Here is a 26,549-nt window from a genome sequence, read left to right as displayed (position 1 = left end):
TTAAAGGGGCTCGCAAGTCAAATCGATGGATAGAATGCCTTTCGGCTGCCCTGTAAACCTATCGTTCTGAAAATATTCGAAGTAAGTTTTTCCCGGTTCGACCTGCCAAGTGAACGGAAAAAATTCACCGCCATACTTCAGCTTCTGATTCCGTCTTTTGTCCTCGAAATCGAGGAACACAGGATCTAAGCGGTTCGGGTCTACATCGGCAGGCTCCCAGCAGATGTCGTAGTCTCCAGGGATGGGTTTGGCCGTCACAAAACTCCCGTCGACATACAGCTTCTTACATCCGGCATCTCGCAGTGCAATGCAGGCCAGCCTTAGTCCGGCGAAAAGGCGCCTCCGCTTTGCATTCGAGGTGAATACATCCTCGATTTCTCGGAGTGATGCAGCATGGATTCCGGCCGGGAGGACCGCCCAAGGGCTTGAATGAGGATTTACTAGAGTTGGGATCATCATGCAACAAAATTGTTGTGTCGTTGGCCATACGATAGCTATTAGCCATGAGAATGGTCAACCATCCCAAGCAAAAATTGGATCCACAAAAGATAATAGTCGTGGAAAAATCTCTTAAGACCATTTTCAAACTTTTGATTTTTATGAATATTTTTCTATTCGATAGTTATGTCTCGTTACATTTGAGAGGTTTTTTATCTCGCCTTTCGAAGGTATGTCCGGTTGTCGCAGTAAAAAGTGCTCGTAACACGCTGCTTGATATGAACCTTCCAATCCTCAAAGCAAATACAGGGCTGTTCATTGCAGCAAACAACCGGCAATCTCGGTCGTACCCCTATTCACGGAACGGGCAGGAGGCTTCAGATGGTGCAGTTGTGTTCGATCGAACAGGCAGTGGACGACGTGCTGGCGCGGTTGCCGGCGCATATCCACATGGGCATGCCGCTGGGCCTGGGCAAACCCAATCACTTCGTCAACGCGCTGTACCGGCGGATCAAAGCCCTGCCCGAGCGCTACCTGACGATCTACACCGCCCTGTGCCTGGGCCGTCCGACGCTGGGCGATGGTTTGCAGAAGCGCTTCATCGAACCCTTCGTCGAGCGCGTCTTCGGTGATTACCCGGAATTTGATTTCCTCGCCGATCTGCACCGTGACAGCCTGCCCGCCAACATCCGTATCGAGCAGTTTTTCATGCAGCCCGGCAGCCTGCTCAACAGCGCGCCGGCCCAGCAGGATTACGTCAGCAGCAACTACAGCCACGCCGCCCGCGACATCAACGCGGCCGGTCTGAATCTGGTGGCGCAACTGCTGGCCAGCAGCAGTGAACACCCGGACCGTCTGAGCCTGAGCTGTAACCCGGACATCACCCTCGACCTGTTGCCGATGATCGCCAAGCGCCGCGACGCCGGGGAAACCATTTTGCTGGTCGGCCAGGTGCACACCGATCTGCCGTACATGCCCGGTGACGCCGAAGTTGATATCGACACCTTCGACCTGCTGATCGACGCGAAGGACAGCAGCACGCTGTTTTCCACGCCGAACATGCCAGTGGGGTTTCAGGATCATTTCATTGGTTTGCACGCGAGTACGCTGGTGCGCGACGGCGGTACGTTGCAGATCGGCATCGGCTCGATGGGCGATGCGCTGACCGCCGCACTGCTCGCACGTCAGGCAGATAACGCCGGATACTCAGCATTGCTCGATGACATCAATCTCAGTCAGTGGGCGCAGTTGATCGAACGGGAGGGTGGCACCGCGCCGTTCGCCAAGGGCCTGTATGGCTGCAGTGAAATGTTCGTCAACGGTCTGCTGGTGCTGGCGGACGCCGGGATTATCCGGCGCAAGGTCTATCCCGACGTGCAGACGCAGGAACAGGCCAATGCTGGCACCCTCGATGAGGCCGCGCAGACTGACGGCATCTCGGTGCATGGCGGTTTCTTCCTTGGCCCGCGCAGTTTTTATGAGCGCCTGCGCGAGTTACCGCAGAGCAAACGTCTCGAATTCAACATGACCCGCATCAGCTACATCAACGAGCTGTACGGGCAGGAAGAATTGAAGCGCTTGCAGCGCCTTGATGCACGGTTCATCAACACCGTGTTCACCATGACGTTGCTGGGCGCGGGCGTCGCGGATCAGCTAGATGACGGACGGGTGCTCAGCGGAGTCGGCGGGCAGTACAACTTCGTGGCGCAGGGGCATGCGTTGCACGATGCGCGGTCGATTCTGATTCTGCGCAGCTGGCGTGAATCCGGGGGCGATGTCAGTTCCAACATCGTCTGGGAATACGGTCACTGCACGATCCCACGGCATCTGCGTGACATCGTCGTGACCGAGTACGGCATTGCCGATCTGCGCGGTAAATCCGACGCGGTCGTCATTGAATCGCTGCTGAACATCAGCGACTCCCGCTTTCAGCAGGGCCTGATCGAGCAAGCGCAAAAAGTCGGCAAACTGCCAAAGAATTTCCGTCTCGACCCACGCTTCGCCGACAACACGCCCCAACGTTTGCAGGCGATCGCCGCGCGGCATCCGAACCTGTTTCCGGAGTATCCGCTGGGCTGCGATTTCACCGCGATCGAACGGGATTTGCTGCGGGCGCTGAACTGGCTGAAGAGCAAATTCAAACTCACTGAGATTCTGGAACTGGGCAAGGCAGCCCTCGATGCGCCGGAGGCTTCGCTGTATCCCGAACACCTCGAACGCATGCAACTCACAAACCCGGAAGGCCTGAAAGAAGACCTCTTTCAGCGATTACTGCTCACCGGCCTTAAAGCCACCGCACAATAACTACCGGACCCAAAACAACTGTAGGAGTGAGCCTGCTCGCGATAGCGGTGTTTCAGCCGACGAATATATCGACTGACACTACGCTATCGCGAGCAAGCTCGGCTCCTACAGGTTAGGCGCATGCAAACGAGTGTATTGGATGGACGCTCACGGATGGGCTAAGAAAGTCTATGTGGTAGCCAGAGGAACCATCACCAATAGCTAAATGAATACCACTGATACCCTCATTCATCTGGGAGTTGATTTTGTAATCAATTTTGTTCGAGATGGAATCGTTAACGCCGATGGCAAATTCCGTAAGTTTCAGTCCGCGTTTGCCAGCAGCGAGATCCAGAAGTTTTATATGTTTTTCATTATTTATTTTTAATGAAGTTATGTTGTTTTCTTTTATTGTGAGCGAAGCCTCTTCGTTTGATATTCGATCGCTTAGCCATTTTAGAGATGTTTTTAGACCGGCAGGTAATTCGGGATTAGGCTTTCTAAGTACAGTCAGTATTCCAGAAATATTTAACGTGCCTGAAAATATAAAAGGGCAGGGCTCTAAAGGGTTCATGTGTGCGTAATGAACCTCAAAGAATTCTGCGACGGACTGCACGAAGTTCTCGGTCACATCTTCGCCAAGCAATGCATAAGGCTGTGCATGGGGAAGAATAGATACTTCTGCATTGGAATCGTTACCAGACAACGAAAACGTCTGGTAGGAGTTAAGCATATTCAATACATCTCGCTGCGAGCAGAGTGATTGCTGAAAGTCGCTGTCCATCAGAAGCTCTAGGCTGTAAAGTGCCGCGGCTAAGGATGGCTCAAATACTTGGGTCGCGCAGAAAATGATTTTTTTCGCTCTGTTTTTTGGCGATCTCAAATGTCATTTTTGCAGCTTCATTACTGAAAGAAAAAACGATGCTGTTTTTTGGAAATACCTCTAATTGAGCAATATTGGCCGTTGCGAATCCCAAAAGCTCGCATTCTCTGAGGAACTCATTCGAGTCGGCGATAATCGAAAATTCTTCATGATTGAAGAGCGTCGACGCTATATCTGGCGGTGCCATAAAACCCTCCTTTTTCTGAAGTACGCGGCAAGGGCGGTTGCCGCGCGGTGCTTTCAATTAATCTTCGGTATACGCCCAAGCCAACGGTGCCCATCCAAAATTGTCCGGGCCAGAAGTGATTCGATTAAGATTTTCTTTTGTGATTTTTTCAGTTTGCATTTGATTTTCCTTTTTTTGATTTTGTTGTGATCCCCCATGTCGCATGGGGGTGAGCGGATTAATGCATAAGTTGGTAATTATTTTAAATAATTATTTTCGCTTTTTAAGAATCAATTCGTATGTCTTGTTTTTAGAGATGGGTGGTTCGGTTATTTAAGAAGATCGCGTCTGTAGGGCTATTCTGAAAGTTGTAAATTCAAGGTTTTTCAATTGTGGTGAAAGGTCTTGTCTGGTTAGGTTTTATTTATGGGCTTTGTTTTCGGGGCTCATGCCAACCATGAACACAGGGGCACACAGTGCACACATCAAAGAAATACCTGACAGACGAATCTGTCCACCAAGCCTTACTCCTGACTGACTTAACCGAAAAAAACCAACCTGACCACGCAGTCCGACTACTGCTCAATGAAGTCCTTCAAGGACTCGCAGAAAAGGGCTGGCCCCCAGCCCAGTTGCAGGTGGGGCCAAGGATTGTGTCTGCAGAAGAAAACTACGGTTTGCTTGGTTACGACCCGACAGAAATTACCCTCGGCAGTGAGCACACACGTTGGGTGGATGAGCATTCGCTTTTGCGAACGCAGACCACGAGCCAGATTCCTGCGGCGCTTCAGCAGGCCGCCGAGGCTCGTCAGCCGGGACAAACTATTTTGCTGGCGGCACCGGGTATCACCTTCAGGCGTGATAGCCGAGATCGCTGGCACTGTGCCGAGCCTCATCAAATGGACATTTGGGTTTTGGGCGACCCGGAGCTGGCATCCCATGAGCATTTGCTGCGTCTTGTGGGCGATATTCTGCAGTCGGCCGTTCCTGAAAAATCCTGGGTTTATAGCGATAGTCCCCATCACTACACCGAGGGCGGAATTGAAGTGAATGTGTTAAATGATGGCGCGCCGGTCGAGGTTCTGGAGTGCGGGCGTATCGCGAAGTCGCTATTACAGCGTTTGCAGATTGATCCGCTGCGCCATGGCGGGCTCGCTCTTGGGATGGGGCTGGATCGCCTGACGATGTTGCGCAAAGGCATTCCTGATATTCGTTTGTTGCGTGATCAGAATGTTCGCGTGCAGGCGCAGATGCATGATCTGGATCCGTGGACTGCGGTATCTCGTTTGCCGTCGATTGCCCGCGATATCTCGTTGGCGGTAACGCCGGGATTGAGTGAAGAGGTATTGACCGAGAGGATGTTGCAAGCGGCGGGTGATTGCTCAAACTGGATTGAGGAGATGCGAATCAAGGGGCGTTGGCAGCGTTCGGATTTACCAGTTCAGGCTATTGAGCGACTCGGAATGTTACCGGGACAGGAGAACGTGCTTTTGCATGTTGTGCTGCGTGATTGTTCACGCTCAATTACTACCGGCGAGGCGAATGCCTTGTATGCGGATATTCAAGCTGCGTTGCATGAAGGGGTGCCGGGGGCGGGGTACAGAATGAATTTGTCGAAGGCTTGAGACTTACCTGTGGGAGCGGGCTTGCTCGCAAAAGTGCCGGATTAGTCGACGAATATCGACTGACACTACGCTATCGCGAGCAGGCTCACTCCTACAGGGGAGCTGCGATGTTGCTGGTTATTCGATGAAGGTAACGACGCCATCCTTCAGCGATTTCACGCGGGCCAGCGACTCAACGCGATAACCCTGCGAATCCAGTTCGGCGCGGCCGCCCTGGAACGACTTCTCGATGACGATGCCCAGTCCGGCAACGGTCGCGCCGGCCTGCTTGATGATCGAGATCAGCGCTTGCGACGCCTTACCGTTGGCCAGGAAGTCGTCGATGATCAGCACGCGGTCGCTGCTGGTCAGGTGACGCGGGGAGATGGCCACGGTGCTTTCGGTCTTTTTGGTGAACGAATAAACGGTCGCCGACAGCAGGTTTTCGGTCAGGGTCAGGGACTGTTGCTTGCGGGCGAAGATCACCGGCACGCCGAGGTTCAGACCGGTCATGATCGCCGGGGCGATGCCCGAGGCTTCGATGGTGACGATCTTGGTAATGCCCGAGTCCTTGAACAGCGTGGCGAATTCGTCGCCGATCAGCTTCATCAGGGCCGGGTCGATCTGGTGGTTCAGGAAGGCGTCGACCTTCAGGACCTGGTCGGAAAGCACAATGCCTTGTTCGCGGATTTTCTGGTGCAATGCTTCCATGAAGCTGTCCTCATTTGGCGCTTTGTGCGCCGAAGGTCTAGTAAAAAGGGGTCAATTCTAGCGCTTTAACATCGCGCGTATATCGGCCAATGCGTTGTTGCCGCGCACGGCTTTGACTTCGGTCGGTGTGTCGTCGTTGCCTTCCCAGGCCAGATCGTCCGGCGGCAGCTCATCGAGGAAGCGACTCGGCGCGCAGTCGATGATCTCGCCGTACTGTTTGCGCTTGGCGGCGAAGGTGAAGGCCAGGGTCTGGCGCGCGCGGGTGATGCCCACGTAGGCCAGGCGGCGTTCTTCTTCGATGGTGTCGGCTTCGATGCTGGAGCGGTGCGGGAGAATTTCCTCTTCCATGCCCATGATGAACACGTAGGGGAATTCCAGCCCTTTGGAGGCGTGCAAGGTCATCATCTGCACGCCTTCGGCACCGTCTTCTTCCTCCTGCTGACGCTCGAGCATGTCGCGCAGGACCAGTTTGCCGATGGCGTCCTCGACGGTCATTTCGCCTTCTTCGTCCTTCTCGAGGGTGTTTTTCAACGCCTCGATCAGGAACCAGACGTTGCCCATCCGGTAATCGGCAGCCTTGTCGCTGGAGCTGTTGGTGCGCAGCCAGTTCTCGTAGTCGATGTCCATGACCATGCTGCGCAGGGCCGAGATCGGATCCTCGCCGGCGCACTGCTCGCGGACCTTGTCCATGAAACGCTTGAAGCGCGACAGGCGATCGGTGAAGCGGCTGTCCAGATGCTCGCCGAGACCGATTTCGTCGGTGGCGGCGTACATCGAGATCTTGCGCTCGGTGGCGTAGTTGCCGAGTTTTTCCAGGGTCGTCGAGCCGATTTCCCGGCGCGGCACGTTGATCACCCGCAGGAAGGCGTTGTCGTCATCCGGGTTCACGATCAGGCGGAAGTAGGCCATCAGGTCTTTCACTTCCTGGCGGCCGAAGAAGCTGTTGCCGCCGCTCAGGCGGTACGGCACCTGGTGGTGCTGCAGCTTCAGTTCGATCAGCTTGGCCTGATAGTTACCGCGATAGAGAATCGCAAAGTCGCTGTAGGGACGGTCGGTGCGCAAGTGCAGGCTGAGGATTTCCATGGCCACGCGCTCGGCTTCGGCATCCTCGTTACGGCAACGAATCACGCGAATCTCGTCACCGTGGCCCATCTCACTCCACAGCTGCTTTTCGAATTCGTGCGGGTTGTTCGAGATCAGCACGTTGGCGCAGCGCAGGATGCGGCTGGTGGAGCGGTAGTTCTGCTCGAGCATCACCACTTTCAAGGACGGATAGTCGTCTTTGAGCAGCATCAGGTTTTCCGGCCGCGCGCCGCGCCAGGCGTAGATCGACTGGTCGTCGTCGCCCACCACGGTGAACTGGTTGCGCTTGCCGATAAGCATTTTCACCAGCAGGTACTGACTGGCGTTGGTGTCCTGATATTCGTCGACCAGCAGGTAACGCACCTTGTTCTGCCATTTTTCGAGAATGTCGGCGTGCTCTTCAAAGAGCTTCACCGGCAGCAGGATCAGGTCGTCGAAGTCCACCGCGTTGAACGCTTTGAGCGTGCGCTGGTAGTGGGTGTAGACGATGGCAGCGGTCTGCTCCTTGGGGTTGCGCGCATTTTCCAGGGCCTGGGCCGGCAGGATCAGGTCGTTTTTCCAGGCGCCGATCATGTTCTTGATCTCGTCGACGCCGTCGTCGCCCGCGTATTCCTTCTGCATGATGTCGGTCATCAAGGCTTTGACGTCGGTCTCGTCGAAGATCGAGAAACCGGGTTTGTAGCCCAGTCGCACATGTTCCTTGCGGATGATGTTCAGACCGAGGTTGTGGAACGTGCAGACGGTCAGGCCGCGACCTTCGCCGGCGCGCAGCAGGGTGCCGACCCGCTCTTTCATCTCGCGCGCAGCCTTGTTGGTAAACGTCATGGCGACAATGTACTGGGCACGGATGCCGCAGTTCTGGATCAGGTGCGCGATCTTGCGGGTGATCACGCTGGTTTTGCCGGAGCCAGCACCGGCGAGCACCAATAGAGGGCCGCCGACGTAGTTCACGGCTTCTTGCTGCCGGGGATTGAGTCGGGACATACGAAAATTCGGGAGTCGTTGACGAAATGGGCCGGCATTTTAACAGGCTCAGCGATTTGTGCTGCTCTGTCCGACTTGTGACGTACCACGCGATTCAAATTTGCCGGTTTTGTTACTTTCGCGGAGGATGCACGGTGATTTTGCGGCTAATGTTGTCATTCGTGACACAAAATAACGTTCTGATAATCGTTGTCATTGAACATCGCAACGGCATAATGCCCCGCCCACATCATTGCAGAGTCTAGGGAGCTAGCTTGTCTACGCCTGTCGAACCCTTGCGTTTGCTGCTACTGGCCGAAGAGCCAGCGTGGACAGCGTTATTGCGCAAGTGTCTGGCTCCGTTGGGGAGCGCGGCGGTGCTGATCAGCGCGCCGAGCTGGGAGTCGGTCAGCCGTTTGTTCGAAGACAACCGCCACGCGGTGTTGCTGACCATTCCGGCATTGCAACCGGCACCGGGCCGTTGCAGCCTGCCGACGGTCTTGCTGCTGGAACATGAACCGGACACCGCGCCCGTTGGCGTCAGCGACTGGCTGGTGTTCGACGCCCTCGACGCCGACATGCTCCGGCGTTGCCTGCGTCATGTGCGCGAACGCGGCGTTCTCGAAAACACCCTGCAACGTCTCGCCGAACAGGATCCGCTGACCGGCATCGCCAACCGTCAGGGTTTCCAGACCTTGCTCGCCGCGCGCCTCGCGGAAAACGACGGTCGCGGCCTGGCCCTCGGGCATCTCGATCTCGATAACTTCCGTCATGCCAACGATGCGCTTGGCCATCAGGCGGGCGACCGCTTGATCCTGCAAGTGGTGGCGCGGCTGAAAAGTCAGCTCGAGGCGGGCGATCAACTGGCGCGCCTCGGCAGCGATGAATTTGCCTTGCTGATCGATACCCGTCGTGCGCCACAACGCGCCGAGTGGATGGCCGAACGCATCACCGAAGCGCTCGCCGAACCTTACTGGGTCGATGGCGAAAGCCTGCTGATCGGCTCCAGTCTCGGCATCGCCCATGCCCGGGCGCAGGGCGGCGCTGACCCGCTGATGTGGCACGCGCACATCGCCATGCAGCAGGCGAAAAGTACGCAGGGCTGCACCTTTCATATCTTCAACGAGCGCATCAACCGCAATGCGCGGAGCATGGCTGATCTGGAAAGCGAACTGCGCCGGGCCTTGCGCCGCGATGAGCTGGAGCTGCATTACCAGCCCCGTCTGAACATGCAGGATGGCCAGATTGTCGGCCTCGAAGCCTTGGTGCGTTGGCGTCACAGCGAGCGCGGCCTGCTGCCGCCGAGTGAATTCGTGCCACTGGCCGAGCAGAGTGGTTTGATCGTGCCGTTGGGTTACTGGGTGATTTCCCGAGCGCTGCGAGACATGCAGGCGCTGCGCGAGCGCGGGCTGCCGGCGCTGCACATGGCGATCAACCTGTCGTTCCGCCAGTTTCAGGACAGTCAGCTGTTACCGACATTGAGCCGCTTGATCGCCGAACGTGGCGTAGAGGCGCAGTGGCTGGAATTCGAACTGACCGAAACCGCGGTGATGCGCCGCAGCGATCTGGTCAAACAGACCATGGATGCTCTCGGCCGCCTCGGCGTGCGCTTCTCGCTGGATGACTTTGGCACCGGGTTCTCGTCGTTCGTGCACCTCAACAGCCTGCCGATCACCTTGCTGAAGATCGACAAGAGCTTCGTCGGTGGCATGGAACAGCGTGAAGAGAATCGCAAACTGGTGCACGCGATGATCAATCTTGCGCACAACCTGCATCTGGAAGTGGTGGCGGAAGGGGTCGAGACGCCGGAGCAACTGGAACTGCTGCGTGGGTTTGGCTGCGATCAGGTGCAGGGCTATCTGATCAGCCGGCCGTTGCCGTTGGTGGAGCTGGTCGAATATCTGACCTTCGGCTCAAGCCAACAACCAGCGCTCGAAATCGTCAGCTGAACACAATCTCCGGATTAGGCATGAACCCCTGTGGGAGCGAGCCTGCTCGCGAAAGCGGTGTGTCAGGCAAAGATGATTTGTCTGACCGACCGCATTCGCGAGCAGGCTCGCTCCCACAAACCGAAACTCATTCAGTCTGAGGGATGTTAAAGCCCTGAGATTGCGGTTCCCGCCGAATCATCCGCTTCATCTTCCACTCAAACGCCAGCGTCAGACTCACCGCCGCGCACGCCAGGCCCAGCGCCAGCCCCCACCAGACCCCCGTCGGTCCCCAGTTCAGGTGAAATGCCATCCACCACGCCGCCGGTGCGCCGATCAACCAATAGCAACCAAGCCCGACCAGAAAAGTAGTCTTGGCATCTTTGAGTCCACGGATGCAGCCCATGGCAATCGTCTGCGTGCCGTCGAACAATTCAAACCACGCCGCCACGGCCAACAGGCTCACCGCCAGACGAATCACCTCGGCAAACGCCGGATCGTTATGGTCGAGGAACAGCCCGACCAACTGGTTCGGCAGCAACCAGAACACCATGGCGAAACCCAACATCACCACCGCGCCGAAAGCGATGCCAACCCGCCCGGACATCCGCGCATCACTCAGTTGCCCGGCGCCGTAATGCTGGCCGACACGCATGGTGATCGCGTACGACATGCCCGCCGGTACCATGAACGCCACCGAGACGATTTGCAGGGCGATCTGATGCGCTCCCATCTGGGTGCTGCCCATGGTGCCCATGCACAACGCTGCGAAGGCGAACAAACCGACCTCCACCGCATAAGTACCACCAATCGGCAGGCCGAGGCGCCACAGTTCCTTGAGGTATTGCCGGTTCGGCCGTGACAGGCCGGCGCGCAACGGATAGGCGTCGTAGGCCGGATGCCGGCGTATGTGCCAGGCCAGCGCCAGCGCCATGCAGCTGGCAACAATCGCCGTGACCAGGCCGATGCCCATCAAGCCGAGTTTGGGCAGGCCGAACATGCCTGTAATCAATGCGTAATTGAGCAGGAAGTTGGCCACGGTGCCGCCAAGGCTGATGACCATCACCGGAGTCGCCCGTCCAATCGCGCTGGTAAAACCGCGCAAGGCCATGAAGCTCAAATAGCCGGGCAGGGCGAAGGGCAGGGCAATCAGAAACTGCCCGGCGGCATCGACGTTGGTTTCGGTCTGGCCGAACAGCAATAACACCGGTTTGAGGTTCCACAGCAACAAGCCCGCGCCCAGCGCCATCAACCAGGCCAGCCACAGCCCGGCTTGGGTCAGCCGCGCGGCGCCAATGATGTCGCCGGCGCCTTTGCGAATAGCCACCAGCGTGCCGACCGCCGCAATCACGCCGATGCAGAAGATCGACACGAAGGAATAGCTCGCCGCGCCCAGACCGCCACCGGCCAGAGCTTCGGGGCTGATGCGCGCCATCATCAGGGTGTCAGTCAGCACCATCAACATGTGCGCCAACTGTGAAGCGATCAACGGCCCCGACAGCCGCAGGATGGCCCAGAGTTCGGTACGCACGGGATGCTGCATGGTCATCACCACTCAGTTTCAGAGGGAACAGGAGACCGTCGATTCTCGGCGCTTGGAAGGCAATGCACAAAAGGATAAAAAGGATGGGTGGCATGATTAAAACTCATCATGAGAGGATTCTGCCAAGTTGGCATTAACCCGCTGTAGGAGCTTTCCGAATGTCTCGTCGTCTTCCTCCCTTGTATGCCCTGCGCGCATTTGAAGCGGCGGCGCGGCATAGCTCGTTCACCCGTGCGGCTGAGGAGCTGTCGATTACCCAAAGCGCGGTCAGTCGACATATTCGTACGCTCGAAGAGCATTTCGCCTGTCGGTTGTTTCACCGCAGCGGACGCAATCTGCAACTGACCGAATCGGCGCGGATGTTGTTGCCGGGTATCCGTGACGGCTTCGCGGCGCTGGAACGCGCCTGCAACACCTTGCGCGCCGAAGACGACATCCTGCGCATGAAAGCGCCGTCGACCCTGACCATGCGCTGGTTGTTGGCTCGGCTCAGTCGGTTCCGCCATTTGCAGCCGGGCAATGAAGTGCAACTGACCAGCGCGTGGATGGATGTTGATTCGGTTGATTTCAATAATGAGCCGTTCGATTGCGCCGTGTTGCTCAGCGACGGTCATTTTCCGCCAGATTGGGAAGCCAGCCTGCTGTTCCCCGAAGAGCTTATCCCGGTGGGCGCACCGAATCTGCTGAACGATCAACCCTGGGACGTGGCCCGGCTGGCCAGTGCCGAATTGCTGCACCCGACACCCGACCGCCGCGACTGGCGCAGTTGGCTGGAGCATATGGGGTTGGCCGATCAAGTCTCGCTCAAGGGCGGACAGGTGTTCGATACGCTGGAGTTGGGGATGATCGCGGCGGCACGTGGTTACGGTGTATCGATGGGCGATCTGTTGATGGTCGCCGAAGACGTGGCGCAAGGAAGACTGAGCCTGCCGTGGCCAACCGCGGTCGCCAGCGGACTGAATTATTACCTGGTGTGGCCAAAGACGCGTTCGGGAGGTGAACGTTTGCGCCGCCTCAGCGACTTTCTGCAAGGCGAAGTCCGTGCCATGGCGCTGCCGGATGTAACACGCTTGAGCTGAAACGTTAGAGCCGCCACAATGCCGGCCTTATGCCATAACCCTACTGTCCGCTCAAGTATTCGGCTCTGCCGCCGAATACGTGCATGTGGAACCGTCGTGCCGGTATCCAAGATTCACCCCCATTAGAAAATTATCCGAGCTGCGATCAAGGAGGATCGGCAAGTTCGGCCAGGAGCTGATCATGTCTCAACCTCGCGCTCGGATCGCCTCGCAGCTGGGCCTCGCGCTCGCCGTGATACTGGCGATAGTCATAAGCGGCAGTACGGTATTCGCCTTGCGTTCGCTGGATACCGCCAACCTTGCTACCCGTGAAGAGCATCTCGCCAGTGAAGCGCGTCTGCTCGCCGACCAATTGAGCACCTTCCACGGCACGCTGCGCGAAAGCACCCAGCGTCTGAGCGGGCTGTTCGAAAAGCGTTTCAGCGCAGGTTTGAGCATTCACCCGAGTGAACCGGTGACCGTCGCCGGCACCCAGACACCGGGCCTGCACTTGGGCAGTGAAGTGATGAACAACAACTTCAAGGAAGTCGACGAGTTCAAGCAGATGACCGCCGGCGTCGCCACGCTGTTCGTGCGCAGTGGCGAAGACTTTGTCCGCGTCAGCACCTCCCTGACCAAGCAGGACGGCAGCCGCGCCATTGGCACCTTGCTCGATCACGCTCACCCGGCCTATGCGAAGCTGATGGCCGGGCAGGGTTATGTCGGTCGCGCCCTGTTGTTTGATCGTTCCTACATGACTCAATACACGCCAGTGCGTGATGGCAGCGGCAAAGTGATTGCCGTGCTGTTTGTCGGCTTTGATTACACCGATGCGCAGAACGCTCAGTTCGACAACCTCAAGCGCTTCCGCATCGGCCAGACCGGCTCGCTGGCGCTGCTGGATGAGCAAAATAAATGGCTGGTGGCCCCGGCGGGCGTGCAGGCATTGGATCAGGCGGTTACGGTGATTGGCGGCTTGGCCAAAACCCCGGGCAAAGGCCAGTTCTGGAGCGACAAGGCTGAAGACTTCTACAGCGTTTCGGTGCCGTTCGACGGTGGGCCGTGGGCGGTCGTGGCGAGCATGCCGAAAGCCGAGATCCGCGCGGTGACCTGGAGCGTCGGTACGCAACTGGCAATTGGCAGCCTGCTGGCGATGCTGCTGGCGGTCGGTTCTGTGGTCTGGCTGCTGCGCAGCAAATTGGCTCCGTTGAGTGACCTGGTGCGTCAGGCCGAAGCCTTGGGCGCCGGTGATCTGAGCGTGCGTCTGAACGTGTCGAGCAACGACGAAATCGGTCAGTTGTCCCGCGCCTTCAACCAGATGAGCCAGGCGCTGTCGACCATGGTCGAGCACATCCGCCGCGCCTCGGAGGAGGTCAACAGCCGCGCTCAGGCGTTGTCCGGTTTGTCCGGCGGCGCGTACGAAGGCATGGAACAGCAGTCCGGCGAGATCACCAGCATGGCGGGCGCGGTTGAAGAGTTCAGCGCGACCTCGCTGGACATCGCCGACAACATGGGCGCCACCCAACGCCTGGCGCAGGAAAACGCCCAGCAGACGCAGATCGGTCGCAGCTCGATGGAAGAAGCTTCGTCCTCTCTGGAGCAAATCGCTGGCGCGCTGAACACGACCGCTACCGTGATCAACACCTTGGGCCAGCGCTCCCAGGAAATCGGCGGCATTGTCAGCGTGATCACCTCGATTGCCGAACAGACCAACCTGCTGGCGCTCAACGCTGCGATTGAAGCCGCCCGTGCCGGCGAGCAAGGTCGCGGTTTTGCCGTGGTAGCCGATGAAGTGCGCAGCCTGGCTTCGCGCACCCGTCAGGCGACCGACGAGATTTCCAGCATGATCCACAGCATCCAGCAGGAAACCGGCAACGCGATCAGCACCATGGAACAGGGCAATGTGCTGATGCAGGAAGGCTTGTCGCGCAACGCCAACGTGGCGTCGGCGCTGGCGCGTATCGATGAGCAGAGCCGTTCGGCGGGGCAGCAGTTTGCGGCGATTACCACGGCGACTCAGGAGCAGAGCAGCACCGCGACGTTGTTGAGCAGCAATTTGCAGAGCATTGCGTTGGCCAACAGCGAGCAGCGTGAAGTGGTTTCCAACTTGGCCGTGACCGCCAAGGAGCTTGAGAAGTTGGCGGCGGACTTGCGTTCCGAAGTTGATCGCTTCCGTTGATGTAGGGCTGAAATAGCTATCGCGAGCAGGCTCACTCCTACAGGCATATCGGGTGGTCACAATGTTTGTGATCACTGAAGATCCCTGTAGGAGTGAGCCTGCTCGCGAATGCATCACTGAAGATCTTCGGCTGAACCTGCAATCTATCGATCTAATACGCTTGCTGAAACGTTTCCGCAGCGCTATAAAAATGGCACAACTCCAATAAAGGCTGCTGCCATGTCCCCGCTCAAACTTGCCGTCGCCCTCGGCGCATTCACTGCTGCTTCCCACGCCATGGCCTGGGATTACGTCCTTCTCGATGCCAACAAGCCCGCACAAAACTGGACCATCACCAGCGAGCAGCTCGGCGTGAAAACCGACAAACCCTTCTCCGTGAGCCTGCGTACGTTGCACGGTGGGCGGCAGGAAGGCGTCAGCATCGTCGACATCGATAACGGCACGATGAAACTCTCGGTAGTGCCAACGCGTGGCATGAACGTTCTGCACGCCTCCGTTGGCGACGTGCGCATGGGCTGGGATTCGCCGGTCAAGGACGTGGTCAACCCGGCCTTTATCGAGCTTAACGGGCGCGGCGGTCTCGGCTGGCTGGAAGGCTTCAATGAACTGGTAACCCGCTGTGGTTACGAATGGGTCGGCCATCCCGGCATGGACAATGGCGAGTTGCTGACCCTCCATGGGCGCGCCGCCAACATCCCGGCCAGTACTGTCACGCTGCACATCGACGAAAAACCACCCTACGCGATCAGTCTGCGCGGCGAGCTGAAAGAGCAGGCCTTCAAGAAAGTCGACTTCTCGGTCGTCACGCAATTGGTCACCGAGCCCGGTAGCGTGCGTTTTGCACTCAACGATACGCTGACCAACAACGGCGATTATCCAAAGGAATACCAGGCGCTGTATCACAGCAACTTCAGCACGCCGTTCCTCGAGCAGGGCGCCCGTTTTGCTGCACCGGTAAAACAGGTCTCGCCTTTCAACGACAAGGCCAAAGGCGATTTGCCCGACTGGCAGACCTACCGCGCACCCACCAAGGACTACGACGAAACCGTCTACAACGTCGTGCCTTACGCCGATGCCAAAGGCGAAACCCTGACTGTGTTGCACAACAAGGCGGGCAGCCTCGGTGTTTCCGTTGGCTTCAACACGCAGCAGTTGCCGGTGTTCTCCCTGTGGAAAAACACCGATACCCAAGGACAGGGCTATGTCACGGGGCTGGAGCCGGGCACCAGTTTTTCCTACAACCGCCGCTATCAGCGTCCGCTGAATCTGGTGCCAACCATTGCACCGAAGGAACACAAACAGTTCCAGATCAGCTACAGCCTGCTCGCAGACAAAGGTGCTGTGGATAACGCCTTGAAGCGTGTGACCGAGATTCAGGCCGGGCGCGAAACCGAAGTGCGGCAAACGCCGCTGGTTGATCTGACCGAGCATTAAGGCGTCGCCGGCCGGTATTGCAGCGCTTCGGCCAAGTGCTCACGCTTGATTGCATCGACTTGTTCAAGGTCTGCCAGGGTTCTGGCGACTTTGAGCAAACGATGGGCTGAGCGCAGCGACAAGGTCAGTCGCTCACAGGCGGATTCCAGCCAGGTTTCATCGGCTGTGGATAACTTGCAGTACCTTTTCAGTCCCGGCAGATCGAGAAAGGCGTTGGCGCAGGACTGACGTTTCAGTTGCCGTTCTCGCGCCTCGGCAACACGTTGCGCGGCAGTGGCGCTGTCTTCGCCCGGCTTAAACGTCGGATTCAACGCCGTCGCTTCCCGCGCCACCGTCAGGTGCAGATCAATCCGATCCAGCAGCGGCCCTGAAAGCTTGTTGCGGTAGCGCTGAACCATGTCCGGTGTGCACGAACACTTGCCGCTCGGTTCGCCAAGATATCCACAGGGACACGGATTCATCGCCGCCACCAACTGAAAGCGCGCTGGAAAGCGCACGCGATCCTTGGCTCGGGCAATCACGATATGCCCTGACTCCAGCGGCTCGCGCAGCACCTCCAGCACCTTGCGATCAAACTCCGGCAGCTCATCGAGAAACAGCACGCCATGGTGGGCGAGGGTGATTTCGCCGGGTTGCGGTTTTGAGCTGCCACCCACCAGCGCGGGACCGGATGCGGAATGGTGCGGCTGGCGAAACGGCCGCTGTGGCCAATGGGTCAACGGCACGCCGCTGGCGACAGATTGAATCGCCGCAACCTCAAGGGCTTCGCATTCGGACAACGGCGGGAGCAACCCCGGCAATCGACTGGCCAACAATGTCTTGCCCGTTCCCGGTGGTCCGCTGAACAGAAGGTTGTGCGCACCCGCTGCCGCAATCAGCAGCGCTCGCTTTGCTGCTTTTTGCCCCTGCACTTCGTTGAGGTCGGGATAAGGTCTGGCGGCATGGATCAAACCATCCGACACGTAAGGCTCCACCGGCGTATGGCCGTTGAAATGCGCCACCGCCTCCAGCAGATGATCCACCGCAAACACCTTCAGCCCGGAAGCCAGACACGCCTCCTCGGCATTTGCTCGTGGCACCACCAGCGCCCGCCCGGCCTTGCGCGCCGCCAGTGCCGCTGGCAACACCCCGCGCACCGGCCGCACAGCACCGGACAACGCCAGCTCACCGAGGCATTCCACATCGTCCAGCGTGAGACACGGCACCTGTACGCTCGCCGACAGAATCCCCAAGGCAATCGCCAGATCAAACCGCCCGCCATCCTTGGGCAAATCCGCCGGTGCCAGATTCAGGGTGATCCGCCGCGCCGGAAACTGCAGCCCGGAATTGATGATGGCGCTGCGCACCCGATCCTTGCTCTCCTTCACCGCCGCCTCGGGCAGCCCGACCATGGTCAGCGACGGCAGACCGTTGGCCAGATGGACTTCGACGGTGACAGCGGGGGCTTCCACGCCAATCTGGGCGCGGCTGTGGACGATGGAGAGGGACATGGTCGTTCCTTGAGCTGAATCGGGGAGCCGCTTCCTGCGGGTTTTTGAAGGGTAGTTGAGCCGGGTTTCAGTGCTGGAATAGAGGTTTACAAGACGTATCAAAACCCAGTGGCGTGTCACTGCTTCTCTGAATTGGAGCGTTGACTCTCGACCGGCATTGACGGATCCTCCCGTTCGAGGACTGCAACTGCGCATTCGTCGGGACTGGGCACCAGTAAAAGCTCCCCCGCATTTTTGGCAGCAGAGAACTCTGGTTTCTCTGAAGTAGTGACGACGGGCCAGCTCGTCGGATTCTGAACCCAAGGCTGCAAAGCCAGGAGCTAAAGAATCGCTGCGACTACTCCTCCAAACACAAAAAAGGCGTCCTATGGACGCCTTTTTTATTTTTCACTCAGGACCTTCTACCGGCCAGCGCGCCGCTTGGCTCAAGCGCTGGCCCACATGTAACAGCAACTTCAATAAATCGCCGTTGATTGGCTGACATATCCCCAGCCAAACGGAGTGCTTCGAGGTGCAAATCAACAATCTGAAATAGCTTTTCCTTCCTCTTCTTATTCTTCACAGATACCTCCATCTTGATGGGCGTATTTCGTTTGCCAATGTAATGACATGCGTAAGGGCTGCGTAACTGGGCGCAGACGCTGATGTTTGTAGGGCCGTGCCCTAATAGTTGTAGGACGCTGGCGAAAGGGTTTCGACGGTCTTGTATCGCGGAGTCGGATGCTCCAGTTTGGCCGCTCAATGCAGCCTCTGGAGACGAAAAATGAACCGCAACGGTATGCGTCCGATTCATCCGGGAGCGATTCTGAAGAAGGAGTTCATGGAACCGCTGGGCATGACGGTCATGGATCTGGCCATGCCCACGAAATGGCCGGAAAGTGAGATCGAAAAGCTTGTGAAATGCCAGCTCAGGATCTGCGCCGACTTGGCAATCAGACTTGCCATTCATCTCAACACGACGCCTGAGTTCTGGATGAGTCTTCAGTCGACTTACGATTTGCGCAGGGCCCAGCTCAGGCATGCGGGCTTATAGCGACTGCAGCATCCGCGAAGCCCTTTTCCACCAAGGCCCCGTTATTGGGCGCTTCGGCTCTTCACGTTCCACCACCATCAACGGCACATCCTGCAACCGAATCCATGGCTGGTTATTCCAGTGCAGCAAACTCAATGTCATGTCCGGCCAGTTGAGCAAGCTGAGGTGTGGGCGTTCGCTTGTGGTGGGATGTTGGGTGTCGCGCAGGGTGGGGATGACTTGGTGGGTGAGCCATTCGCGCAAGGCTCGGTATTCGGGACAGTAGTGGTAGACGAGGAGGGCGTAGATACCGGATTCGCTGATCAGCAGGGTGTTTTCGATTTGGTTGTGGATCAGGGTTTTGCGGGTCTGGTATTGGTCTGAGTCGAGTTTTCGCAGGATGCGTTCGTTTAGGTAGATGTGAAGTAAGCGACCGAGGTCGCGGGCGGAGAACCAGGGTTGGTTCTGGATGAGGAGGGCGTGGAGGGGGAGTTTGTGGCGGGTGAATGTGTGCGGCGTTAGATAAGTCTCTTCTTGATTCATAGAGCAGTTCCTCTTGCTTAAGGGGCTGCCCTCAATCGTCGCCAAACGATTGGGTGGCAGTTGTACGCGGGTTGGCGAACCGGAGCAAAAGGAACCCGGCAGACCCGAAGGTCTCCCACGCACAACCGCCATGAAACGATGTGGCGGTAAATGTAGCCGCCATCATGGTTGTCGTGCGCCTTAAGCTATCCAGGTCGCCAAACCCGGTGCTGAACATTCAGCATCGGGTGAGCTTAGAAACCTGGGCTTTTCGGCGCAATCGGACGGCGGTGGTGCAAGTTGTAGGACGTTGCCGGGATGGTTGAAGGGCTGAAGATCAAAAGATCGCAGCCTTCGGCAGCTCCTACAGGGGATTGCGGAGTTACTCAGCAGGTGGCGTCAGCTTTGCTTCCATCTCGGCGACCTTCGCTTCGAGGCTTTCGAGGCGAGCGCGAGTGCGGGCCAGCACGACCATCTGACTATCGAACTCTTCACGGCTGACCAGATCGAGTTTGCCGAACGCACTTTGCAGCAGCATTTTGAACTGGCTTTCGATTTCGGCTTTCGGCAGCGGGGTGTCGCCGCTGAACAGGCGGGAGGCGGTGCCGCTCAGGGCGTCGAGGAAGTCTTTGGGCGCGAGCATGGTAAGTGTCCTGTAAACAATGGCCGGCAGTGTATCACGCAGTGTCTATAGTCAATCTCGCAGGCAGGGATGCACGCTTTTCGCGCAAGCGGACGGATGGCGATGCACTGTTGTTGTGCGTATCCGCGACGCCTTTTGCACGGGAGCGCCTGCGGCAGCGGCCAAGGGATTGAAATCAGTGGGTTTTGGCGAGATGGCAAGGTTTCTGCTTAGTCACCTGTGACCCATGCACTGATGCAGTCGCTGTGACGAATGCAGTGCGGCAGACGGAGCGGGGAGTTTCGTCGGCAGCGGTTAGCTGGCGTCAGTCGGGCAGGTAAGGCCGACGATGCGTTACAAAGCCAGGCACTGCGCTTAGACTTGAGTCGGGTTTGTTTTCCTGGGGCAAGTCCACCAATTCGGGAGAGAGTTTTCATGAAGCTAGTCACTGCCATCATCAAGCCGTTCAAGTTGGACGACGTGCGCGAGTCGCTGTCCGAAATCGGCGTGCAGGGCATTACCGTTACTGAAGTCAAAGGCTTCGGCCGGCAGAAGGGTCACACCGAGCTGTATCGCGGCGCGGAATATGTGGTCGATTTTCTGCCCAAGGTGAAAATCGACGTGGCCATCGACGACAAGGATCTGGATCGGGTGATCGAGGCGATCACCAAGGCGGCCAACACCGGCAAGATCGGTGACGGCAAGATCTTCGTGGTCAATCTGGAACAGGCGATCCGCATCCGTACCGGCGAGACCGATACCGACGCGATCTAAGCGCCGCCACAAACCCCCAACGCCCCAGGAGAAAACAATATGACTCTGCGTAAATTCGCAGGGCTAGGAGCCCTGTTGTCCATCGTAATGCCAAGCCTTGCAATGGCGGCAGACGAAGTGGCGGCCCCAGTCCTCAATTCCGGCGACACTGCCTGGATGCTCACCTCGACAGCCCTCGTGCTGTTCATGACCATCCCGGGCCTGGCGCTGTTCTACGGCGGCATGGTTCGCTCGAAAAACATTCTTTCCGTGATGATGCAGTGCTTCGCCATTACCGGTCTGATCAGCATCCTGTGGGTCATTTATGGCTACAGCATTGCGTTCGACACTACCGGCATGGAGCAGGGCGTCGTCAACTTCAACTCGTTCTTCGGCGGCATGGGCAAGGCGTTCCTCGCCGGTGTCACGCCTTCGAGCCTGACCGGTCCTGCGGCGTTGTTCCCTGAGGCGGTGTTCATCACCTTCCAGATGACCTTCGCGATCATCACCCCGGCGCTGATCGTCGGTGCGTTCGCCGAGCGGATGAAGTTCTCCGCGATGCTGATATTCATGGGCATCTGGTTCACCCTGGTTTACGCGCCGATCGCGCACATGGTCTGGTCCGGCAACGGCGGCCTGATGTGGGACTGGGGCGTACTCGACTTCGCCGGCGGCACCGTGGTGCACATCAACGCCGGTGTGGCTGGTCTGATCGCCTGCCTGGTATTGGGCAAGCGCAAAGGCTTCCCGACCACCCCGATGGCCCCGCACAACCTCGGTTACACCCTGATGGGCGCGGCGATGCTGTGGGTCGGCTGGTTCGGCTTCAACGCCGGTTCCGCTGCGGCGGCCAACGGCACTGCCGGTATGGCGATGCTGGTTACCCAGATCGCGACCGCTGCGGCTGCGCTGGGCTGGATGTTTGCCGAGTGGATCACCCACGGCAAGCCAAGTGCATTGGGCATTGCTTCGGGTGTGGTTGCCGGTCTGGTAGCGATCACTCCGGCGGCTGGCACCGTGGGCCCGATGGGCGCACTGGTGATCGGTCTGGCGGCAGGCGTGGTGTGCTTCTTCTGCGCCACCACCCTGAAACGCAAACTCGGTTATGACGATTCCCTCGACGCATTCGGCGTACACGGTATCGGCGGTATCCTCGGCGCAATCCTCACCGGCGTGTTCGCCGCTCCGGCTCTGGGTGGCTTCGGCACCGTTACCGATATCGGCGCGCAAGTCTGGATTCAGATCAAAGGCGTCGGCTTCACGGTGATCTACACCGCGATCGTCACCTTCATCATCCTCAAGGTTCTGGACGCTGTGATGGGTCTGCGTGTGACCGAGGAAGAAGAATCGGTTGGCCTCGATCTGGCACAACACAACGAACGCGGCTACAACCTGTAAGTACGCGCACTAAAAAACTTGCCCGGTTCGCCGGGCATTTTTTTGTCTGGAATTTGTCGCAGAGAGAGCAGCTGAAAGGATTTTTCGTACGTCTTTGGTCGTGTTTACGACGGGCGTTTTTCTGCGGGCAATGGCTTACGCAATTGCAGGAATATTAGGGCCTTTGTTTTTTCCCAGAGCGCGCTAGAATGCGCCCCGAACGTGCGGAGAACTGTATGTGGCAACAGACTCTGATAACCCTGCGGGCAAGGCCCCGGGGCTTTCATCTGGTAACGGACGAGTTACTCGCCGGGCTGCCTGAACTCAGGGAGTGCCGGGTTGGTCTGTTGCATTTGTGGCTGCAGCATACCTCGGCGTCGTTGACCATCAACGAGAACGCCGATCCGGCGGTACGTCGCGACTTCGAACGATTTTTTAATCGTCTGATCCCACAAGGAACAGACGGCTATGAGCATAACGACGAAGGCCTGGACGACCTCCCGGCGCACTTCAAGGCCAGCGTGCTTGGCTGCCAGATCAGTCTGCCGGTTTCGGCAGGTCGCCTGGCACTGGGAACCTGGCAAGGCGTTTATCTGGGCGAGCACCGTGATCATGGCGGTGCTCGAAAAGTCCTCGCCACCTTGCACGGTGAAGGGGCGTAAACCGTTGGTCACCAATGGTTACTGATTTTTTAACGGCGACTTTCGACAGTTGCCAAAGCTGGTCTATAACTAATCTGCTTTTCGCAAGTCATGAGGTAGAACATGAGCGACGATGATCTGGAAAACGACGACCTCGAAGTAGGCGACGAAGACGAGGCCGAGGAAGGTCTTGAAGCAGCAGCGGAAGACGTTGCTGACGACGATGGTGGCGACGATACGCCGGCTCCGGCAGCCAAAGGCAAAGCCAAGGCCGCGGTGTCGGTAGACGAGTTGCCGAGCATTGAAGCCAAGAACAAGGAACGCGACGCCCTGGCCAAGGCCATGGAAGAGTTCCTGTCGCGCGGCGGCAAGGTTCAGGAAGTGGAGGCCAATGTGGTCGCCGATCCGCCCAAGAAGCCGGACAATAAGTACGGTAGCCGCCCTATCTGAGGCGTGCCGCTGGCTTGCTGAAAAAGCCCGCCGTCGCTGCGGGCTTTTTCATGCCTGAAATAAAAGCGCTCGTTCACTGCGACATTGTGGCGAGGTAGCTTGCTCCCGCTGGGTTGCGAAGCGACCCCAAAATCTGCAAACAAATTTTTTCAGGAATACAGTGTTGGCTGGTTTTACGACTGCTGCGCAGCCGAGCGGGAGCAAGCTCCCTCGCCACAAAAAACACTTTTATATCAGGCGGAAATGGCATTCCAGCGTGCGAGAACGGCTGGCAAATCGGTCAGGCTGCGAATTTCTGCATCGGGCTGACGCTCGGCTTCCCAGACTTTGCCCGCCGGATTGAACCAGATCGCGCGCATCCCCGCCTGCTGCGCCCCGGCAATGTCATCACCCGGATGATCACCGATATGCACGGCGGTTTCTGCCGTGGCGCCACCGCGCTGCAACGCCTCATGAAACAGGCGCGCATCCGGTTTGGCGATGCCGATATCTTCCGCACACAAGGCAAACTTGAAGTAATCCGCCAGGCCCAATCGACGCACATCGGCATTGCCATTGGTGACCACGCCGAGGGCGTAATGGTTGGCAAGAATCTCCAGCACTGGCTCGACTTCGGGGAACACTTCGATCTGATGCCGCGCATGCAGAAATACTTCAAAACCCTTGTCCGCCAGGTCGGTTGCTTCGCCATGGGCATAGCCGGCTTCTTCCAGCGCATGAAACAACACCCGTCGACGCAAAGCACTGATGCGATGCTTGAGTCCCGGCTCATTGGTCAGCACCCGCTCGCGAATCGACCACAAATGCTCCACCGGCACCGCGCCCAGATTCGGCGCATGTTCGCTCAGCCATTCGCGCAATACCGCTTCGGCGCTGACGATCACCGGGGCGGTGTCCCACAAGGTGTCGTCGAGGTCGAAGGTGATCAATTGGATGCTCATGAATCGTCGCCTTTCATGCGTTTGGCCCGTGGGTGGGCGCTGTCGTAGACCGCCGCCAGGTGCTGGAAGTCCAGATGGGTGTAGATCTGCGTGGTCTTGATGTCGGAGTGGCCGAGCAATTCCTGCACCGCGCGCAGGTCCTGCGAGGATTCCAGCAGGTGGCTGGCAAAGGAGTGCCGCAGCATGTGCGGGTGCAGGTTCTGCCCCAGCTCGCGTTCGCCGGCGAGTTTCACTCGTACCTGAATCGCTCGCGGGCCGAGCCGCCGGCCTTGCTGGCTGACGAACACGGCGTCGTCTGCGGGGTTGGTCATCGCCCGTAACGGCAGCCATTGTTCCAGTGCTTCACGGGCCTTTTTGCCCACCGGCAGCAACCGGGTTTTGCTGCCCTTGCCGAGCACCTGAACCATGCCGTCAGCGAGGTCGAGCTGATCAAGATTGAGTCCGGTCAATTCGGACAGGCGCAGGCCGGAGGAATAGAACAACTCCAGAATCGCCTGATCGCGCCGCGCAAGAAAATCATCCTCGACTGCACCTTCAAGCAATTGCAACGCGCGGTCGGTATCGAGGGTTTTCGGCAGGCGACGTTCGCCCTTCGGCGGTGCCAGACCGGTTGCCGGATCGTGGTCACAGAGGCCTTCGCGATTCAGATAGTGGTAAAGCCCGCGCACTGCCGAGAGCAGGCGGGCGAGGCTGCGCGAAGACTGGCCTTGCGCATGCAGGCGGGCGATCAGGCTGCGCAGGCGTTGGATATCCAGCGCGGCCCAGCTGCCGATGTTCTGCTTCACACACCAGCCAAGGACTTTATCGAGGTCGCGGCGGTAAGCCGACAGCGTGTGCGGCGACACCTGTCGCTCACTGCGCAGGTGTTCGCAGTAAGCGTCCAGTTGCCGTTCCATGTTCAGCGTACCGAGCGCAGGGAGCTATTGACCCGTGGCAGCACGCGGCCCATGACTTCGGCGATGTAGCTGAGGAACAGCGTGCCGACCGAACTTTTGTAGTGCTGCGGATCACGGCTGGCGATCGCCAGAATGCCGTGAATGCCTTGATGGCTGACCGCAACCACGGCGGTGGAACCGATCTGCTTGCGCTGCTCTTCACCGAAAAGGAAGTCCAGTTCATGCTCGCGCAGGCTGCCGCTGACGCTTTTGCCTTCGGTGAGCAAGCCGCCGATGGCGACTTGTGCGTCGGCGTGGCTGACCCAGCGACCGACCGGCGCCGGGTTGTCACCGAGCAGGATCAGGCTGACGAAGGGCACCTGAAAATCCTGACGCAGACTGTCTTCGACGCTGATCACCACGTCTTCGAGGCTGGCGGCGTCCATCAGGGACAGAATGAGACGGCGGGTCTTGTCGAACAGGCGATCGTTGTCGCGGGCGACGTCCATCAACTGCGAGAGGCGATGGCGCATCTCGATGTTGCGGTCGCGCAGGATGGTCATCTGCCGTTCGACCAAGGACACGGTGTCACCGCGTCGATGGGGAATGCGCATGGCGGGCAGCAGTTCTTCATGCTCGACGAAGAAGTCCGGATGAGCCTCCAGGTATGCGGCAACCGCTGCCGCCTCCAGGCTCTCGGACGCTGATTCGTCGGACTGTCGGGCGGGTACCTGAGGCTTATCGGTCATGGTTTCTGCTCACTCAAAGACGTACTTGTCCTTCGTATACACGCACTGCCGGACCGGTCATCAGCACCGGTTGGCCAGGGCCAGCCCATTCAATGGACAGACGCCCGCCGGGCAGGTCGATCAAAAGCGGCGAATCCATCCACCCCTGGCTGATCGCAGCGACAGCCGCTGCACATGCGCCGGTACCGCAGGCCTGGGTTTCCCCGGCGCCACGTTCCCACACGCGCAGCTGCGCGCGGTTGCGGTCGATGACCTGGAGAAAACCGACATTGACCCGCGCCGGGAAGCGCGGATGGTGTTCGATTTTCGGCCCCAGCTCATGCACCGGTGCACTGTTGATGTCCTGCACGCGCAATACGGCGTGCGGGTTGCCCATCGACACGGCGGCCAGTTCGACCGTGGTGCCGTCGACTTCCAGCTGATAGCTGCTGGCCTGCGCCGGCGCTTCGAACGGAATGTCCGCCGGCACCAGGCGCGGGGCGCCCATGTTCACGCCGATCTGGCCGTCATTACGCACGTCCAGCTCGATGATGCCGCCCTTGGTCTCGACGCGGATCTGCCGTTTGGCGGTCAGACGCTTGTCGAGCACGAAACGCGCGAAGCAGCGTGCACCGTTGCCGCACTGCTCGACTTCCGAGCCATCGGAATTGAAGATCCGGTAACGGAAATCCACGTCCGGGTTGCTCGGCGCCTCGACGATCAGCAACTGGTCGAAACCGATGCCGGTGTGGCGGTCGCCCCATTGCTTGGCATGCTTTGGCTGAATATGCGCGTGCTGGCTGACCAGGTCGAGAACCATGAAGTCATTGCCCAATCCGTGCATTTTGGTAAAACGCAGCAGCAT

24 protein-coding genes are annotated in these 26,549 nt (G+C 58.4%); 11 read left to right on the top strand and 13 right to left on the bottom strand.

The window, feature by feature from the left end; all coding sequences use genetic code 11:
- Positions 1-456 carry a DUF6932 family protein gene (locus tag BK670_RS30385; RefSeq protein WP_123455132.1) on the bottom strand — a complete coding sequence of 152 codons (456 nt, stop codon included), beginning with the start codon at positions 454-456 and terminating at the stop codon, positions 1-3.
- Positions 457-819: 363 nt separating this feature from the next.
- On the opposite strand from BK670_RS30385, the gene BK670_RS27780 reads away from it, so the two are divergent.
- On the top strand, positions 820-2,742 hold the full coding sequence (locus BK670_RS27780) for an acetyl-CoA hydrolase/transferase C-terminal domain-containing protein (protein ID WP_123454605.1): 1,923 nt from the start codon (positions 820-822) through the stop codon (positions 2,740-2,742).
- Positions 2,743-2,854: 112 nt separating this feature from the next.
- Here BK670_RS27780 and BK670_RS27775 read toward each other — a convergent pair whose 3' ends face one another.
- On the bottom strand, positions 2,855-3,604 hold the full coding sequence (locus tag BK670_RS27775) for a CgnE/CgnB domain-containing protein (RefSeq protein WP_473086927.1): 750 nt from the start codon (positions 3,602-3,604) through the stop codon (positions 2,855-2,857).
- Positions 3,546-3,848 carry a hypothetical protein gene (locus BK670_RS30040; protein ID WP_259697597.1) on the bottom strand — a complete coding sequence of 101 codons (303 nt, stop codon included), beginning with the start codon at positions 3,846-3,848 and terminating at the stop codon, positions 3,546-3,548. The genes BK670_RS27775 and BK670_RS30040 overlap by 59 nt, the downstream gene beginning before the upstream one ends.
- A 398-nt stretch (positions 3,849-4,246) precedes the next feature.
- On the opposite strand from BK670_RS30040, the gene srmL reads away from it, so the two are divergent.
- Positions 4,247-5,395 (top strand): PheS-related mystery ligase SrmL, encoded by a 1,149-nt coding sequence (gene srmL, locus BK670_RS27770; RefSeq protein ID WP_123454603.1) that lies wholly within the window; start codon positions 4,247-4,249, stop codon positions 5,393-5,395.
- A gap of 117 nt (positions 5,396-5,512) precedes the next feature.
- On the opposite strand, the gene BK670_RS27765 is transcribed toward srmL, so the two are convergent.
- A complete protein-coding gene (locus tag BK670_RS27765; protein ID WP_003229440.1) occupies positions 5,513-6,085 on the bottom strand; it encodes a xanthine phosphoribosyltransferase in 573 nt (190 codons plus the stop codon).
- A 57-nt stretch (positions 6,086-6,142) separates the two neighbouring features.
- The gene (gene rep, locus BK670_RS27760) at positions 6,143-8,152 is read right to left on the bottom strand and encodes a DNA helicase Rep (RefSeq protein ID WP_123454601.1); all 2,010 of its coding nucleotides are present in this window, start codon (positions 8,150-8,152) and stop codon (positions 6,143-6,145) included.
- A gap of 254 nt (positions 8,153-8,406) precedes the next feature.
- On the opposite strand from rep, the gene BK670_RS27755 reads away from it, so the two are divergent.
- Entirely contained in the window at positions 8,407-10,080 is a 1,674-nt protein-coding gene (locus BK670_RS27755) for a putative bifunctional diguanylate cyclase/phosphodiesterase (RefSeq protein ID WP_123454599.1), read from the top strand.
- A 127-nt stretch (positions 10,081-10,207) separates the two neighbouring features.
- Here BK670_RS27755 and BK670_RS27750 read toward each other — a convergent pair whose 3' ends face one another.
- Positions 10,208-11,608 (bottom strand): NorM family multidrug efflux MATE transporter, encoded by a 1,401-nt coding sequence (locus BK670_RS27750; protein WP_185036834.1) that lies wholly within the window; start codon positions 11,606-11,608, stop codon positions 10,208-10,210.
- A 152-nt stretch (positions 11,609-11,760) separates the two neighbouring features.
- Between BK670_RS27750 and BK670_RS27745 the strand changes: the two genes are divergently transcribed.
- The 3 genes from BK670_RS27745 (at position 11,761) to BK670_RS27735 (ending at position 16,273) form a co-directional block, all read left to right on the top strand.
- The gene (locus BK670_RS27745; RefSeq protein WP_123454595.1) at positions 11,761-12,681 is read left to right on the top strand and encodes a LysR substrate-binding domain-containing protein; all 921 of its coding nucleotides are present in this window, start codon (positions 11,761-11,763) and stop codon (positions 12,679-12,681) included.
- A 181-nt stretch (positions 12,682-12,862) separates the two neighbouring features.
- The gene (locus tag BK670_RS27740; RefSeq protein ID WP_123454593.1) at positions 12,863-14,839 is read left to right on the top strand and encodes a methyl-accepting chemotaxis protein; all 1,977 of its coding nucleotides are present in this window, start codon (positions 12,863-12,865) and stop codon (positions 14,837-14,839) included.
- Positions 14,840-15,058: 219 nt separating this feature from the next.
- Positions 15,059-16,273: an aldose 1-epimerase family protein gene (locus BK670_RS27735; RefSeq protein ID WP_123454590.1), complete on the top strand. Its 1,215-nt coding sequence runs from the start codon at positions 15,059-15,061 to the stop codon at positions 16,271-16,273.
- Here BK670_RS27735 and BK670_RS27730 read toward each other — a convergent pair.
- Entirely contained in the window at positions 16,270-17,763 is a 1,494-nt protein-coding gene (locus BK670_RS27730) for a YifB family Mg chelatase-like AAA ATPase (protein ID WP_123454588.1), read from the bottom strand. The two genes, BK670_RS27735 and BK670_RS27730, sit on opposite strands and share 4 nt — an antisense overlap.
- 763 nt (positions 17,764-18,526) lie before the next feature.
- Between BK670_RS27730 and BK670_RS27725 the strand changes: the two genes are divergently transcribed.
- Positions 18,527-18,796, top strand: a complete 270-nt coding sequence (locus tag BK670_RS27725) for a HigA family addiction module antitoxin (RefSeq protein ID WP_123454586.1) — start codon at positions 18,527-18,529, stop codon at positions 18,794-18,796.
- Here BK670_RS27725 and BK670_RS27720 read toward each other — a convergent pair.
- Together BK670_RS27720 and BK670_RS27710 are read right to left on the bottom strand one after the other, a co-directional pair.
- Positions 18,791-19,318 carry a BRO-N domain-containing protein gene (locus BK670_RS27720; RefSeq protein ID WP_123454584.1) on the bottom strand — a complete coding sequence of 176 codons (528 nt, stop codon included), beginning with the start codon at positions 19,316-19,318 and terminating at the stop codon, positions 18,791-18,793. The genes BK670_RS27725 and BK670_RS27720 overlap by 6 nt on opposite strands.
- A gap of 361 nt (positions 19,319-19,679) precedes the next feature.
- Positions 19,680-19,940, bottom strand: coding sequence for an accessory factor UbiK family protein (locus BK670_RS27710; protein ID WP_123454582.1), 261 nt, complete (start codon positions 19,938-19,940; stop codon positions 19,680-19,682).
- Positions 19,941-20,354: 414 nt separating this feature from the next.
- Here BK670_RS27710 and glnK point away from each other — a divergent pair, with 414 nt between their 5' ends.
- The 4 genes from glnK (at position 20,355) to sutA (ending at position 23,140) form a co-directional block, all read left to right on the top strand.
- A complete protein-coding gene (glnK, locus tag BK670_RS27705) occupies positions 20,355-20,693 on the top strand; it encodes a P-II family nitrogen regulator (protein ID WP_002555808.1) in 339 nt (112 codons plus the stop codon).
- 39 nt (positions 20,694-20,732) lie between these two features.
- Complete coding sequence (locus BK670_RS27700; protein WP_123454580.1) at positions 20,733-22,070, top strand: ammonium transporter; 1,338 nt, start codon at positions 20,733-20,735, stop codon at positions 22,068-22,070.
- 215 nt (positions 22,071-22,285) lie between these two features.
- The gene (locus BK670_RS27695; protein ID WP_007920418.1) at positions 22,286-22,711 is read left to right on the top strand and encodes a secondary thiamine-phosphate synthase enzyme YjbQ; all 426 of its coding nucleotides are present in this window, start codon (positions 22,286-22,288) and stop codon (positions 22,709-22,711) included.
- Positions 22,712-22,813: 102 nt separating this feature from the next.
- Complete coding sequence (gene sutA / locus BK670_RS27690; RefSeq protein ID WP_007920420.1) at positions 22,814-23,140, top strand: transcriptional regulator SutA; 327 nt, start codon at positions 22,814-22,816, stop codon at positions 23,138-23,140.
- 233 nt (positions 23,141-23,373) lie between these two features.
- Here sutA and BK670_RS27680 read toward each other — a convergent pair whose 3' ends face one another.
- The 4 genes from BK670_RS27680 to dapF are packed head-to-tail and all read right to left on the bottom strand — an operon-like array spanning position 23,374 to position 26,549.
- Entirely contained in the window at positions 23,374-24,081 is a 708-nt protein-coding gene (locus BK670_RS27680; protein WP_123454577.1) for an HAD family hydrolase, read from the bottom strand.
- Positions 24,078-24,977: a tyrosine recombinase XerC gene (xerC, locus tag BK670_RS27675; protein WP_007950060.1), complete on the bottom strand. Its 900-nt coding sequence runs from the start codon at positions 24,975-24,977 to the stop codon at positions 24,078-24,080. Before xerC ends, BK670_RS27680 begins: the two co-directional genes overlap by 4 nt.
- Positions 24,978-24,979: 2 nt before the next feature.
- Entirely contained in the window at positions 24,980-25,705 is a 726-nt protein-coding gene (locus BK670_RS27670; RefSeq protein ID WP_123454575.1) for a DUF484 family protein, read from the bottom strand.
- Between the two features lie 13 nt (positions 25,706-25,718).
- Positions 25,719-26,549, bottom strand: coding sequence for a diaminopimelate epimerase (gene dapF / locus BK670_RS27665; protein WP_095119833.1), 831 nt, complete (start codon positions 26,547-26,549; stop codon positions 25,719-25,721).

The sequence above is a fragment of the Pseudomonas fluorescens genome, from assembly GCF_003732425.1.
In the GTDB taxonomy this organism is placed as follows: Bacteria; Pseudomonadota; Gammaproteobacteria; order Pseudomonadales; family Pseudomonadaceae; genus Aquipseudomonas; species Aquipseudomonas fluorescens_BE.
This window is presented reverse-complemented; position numbering and strand designations above follow the sequence as displayed.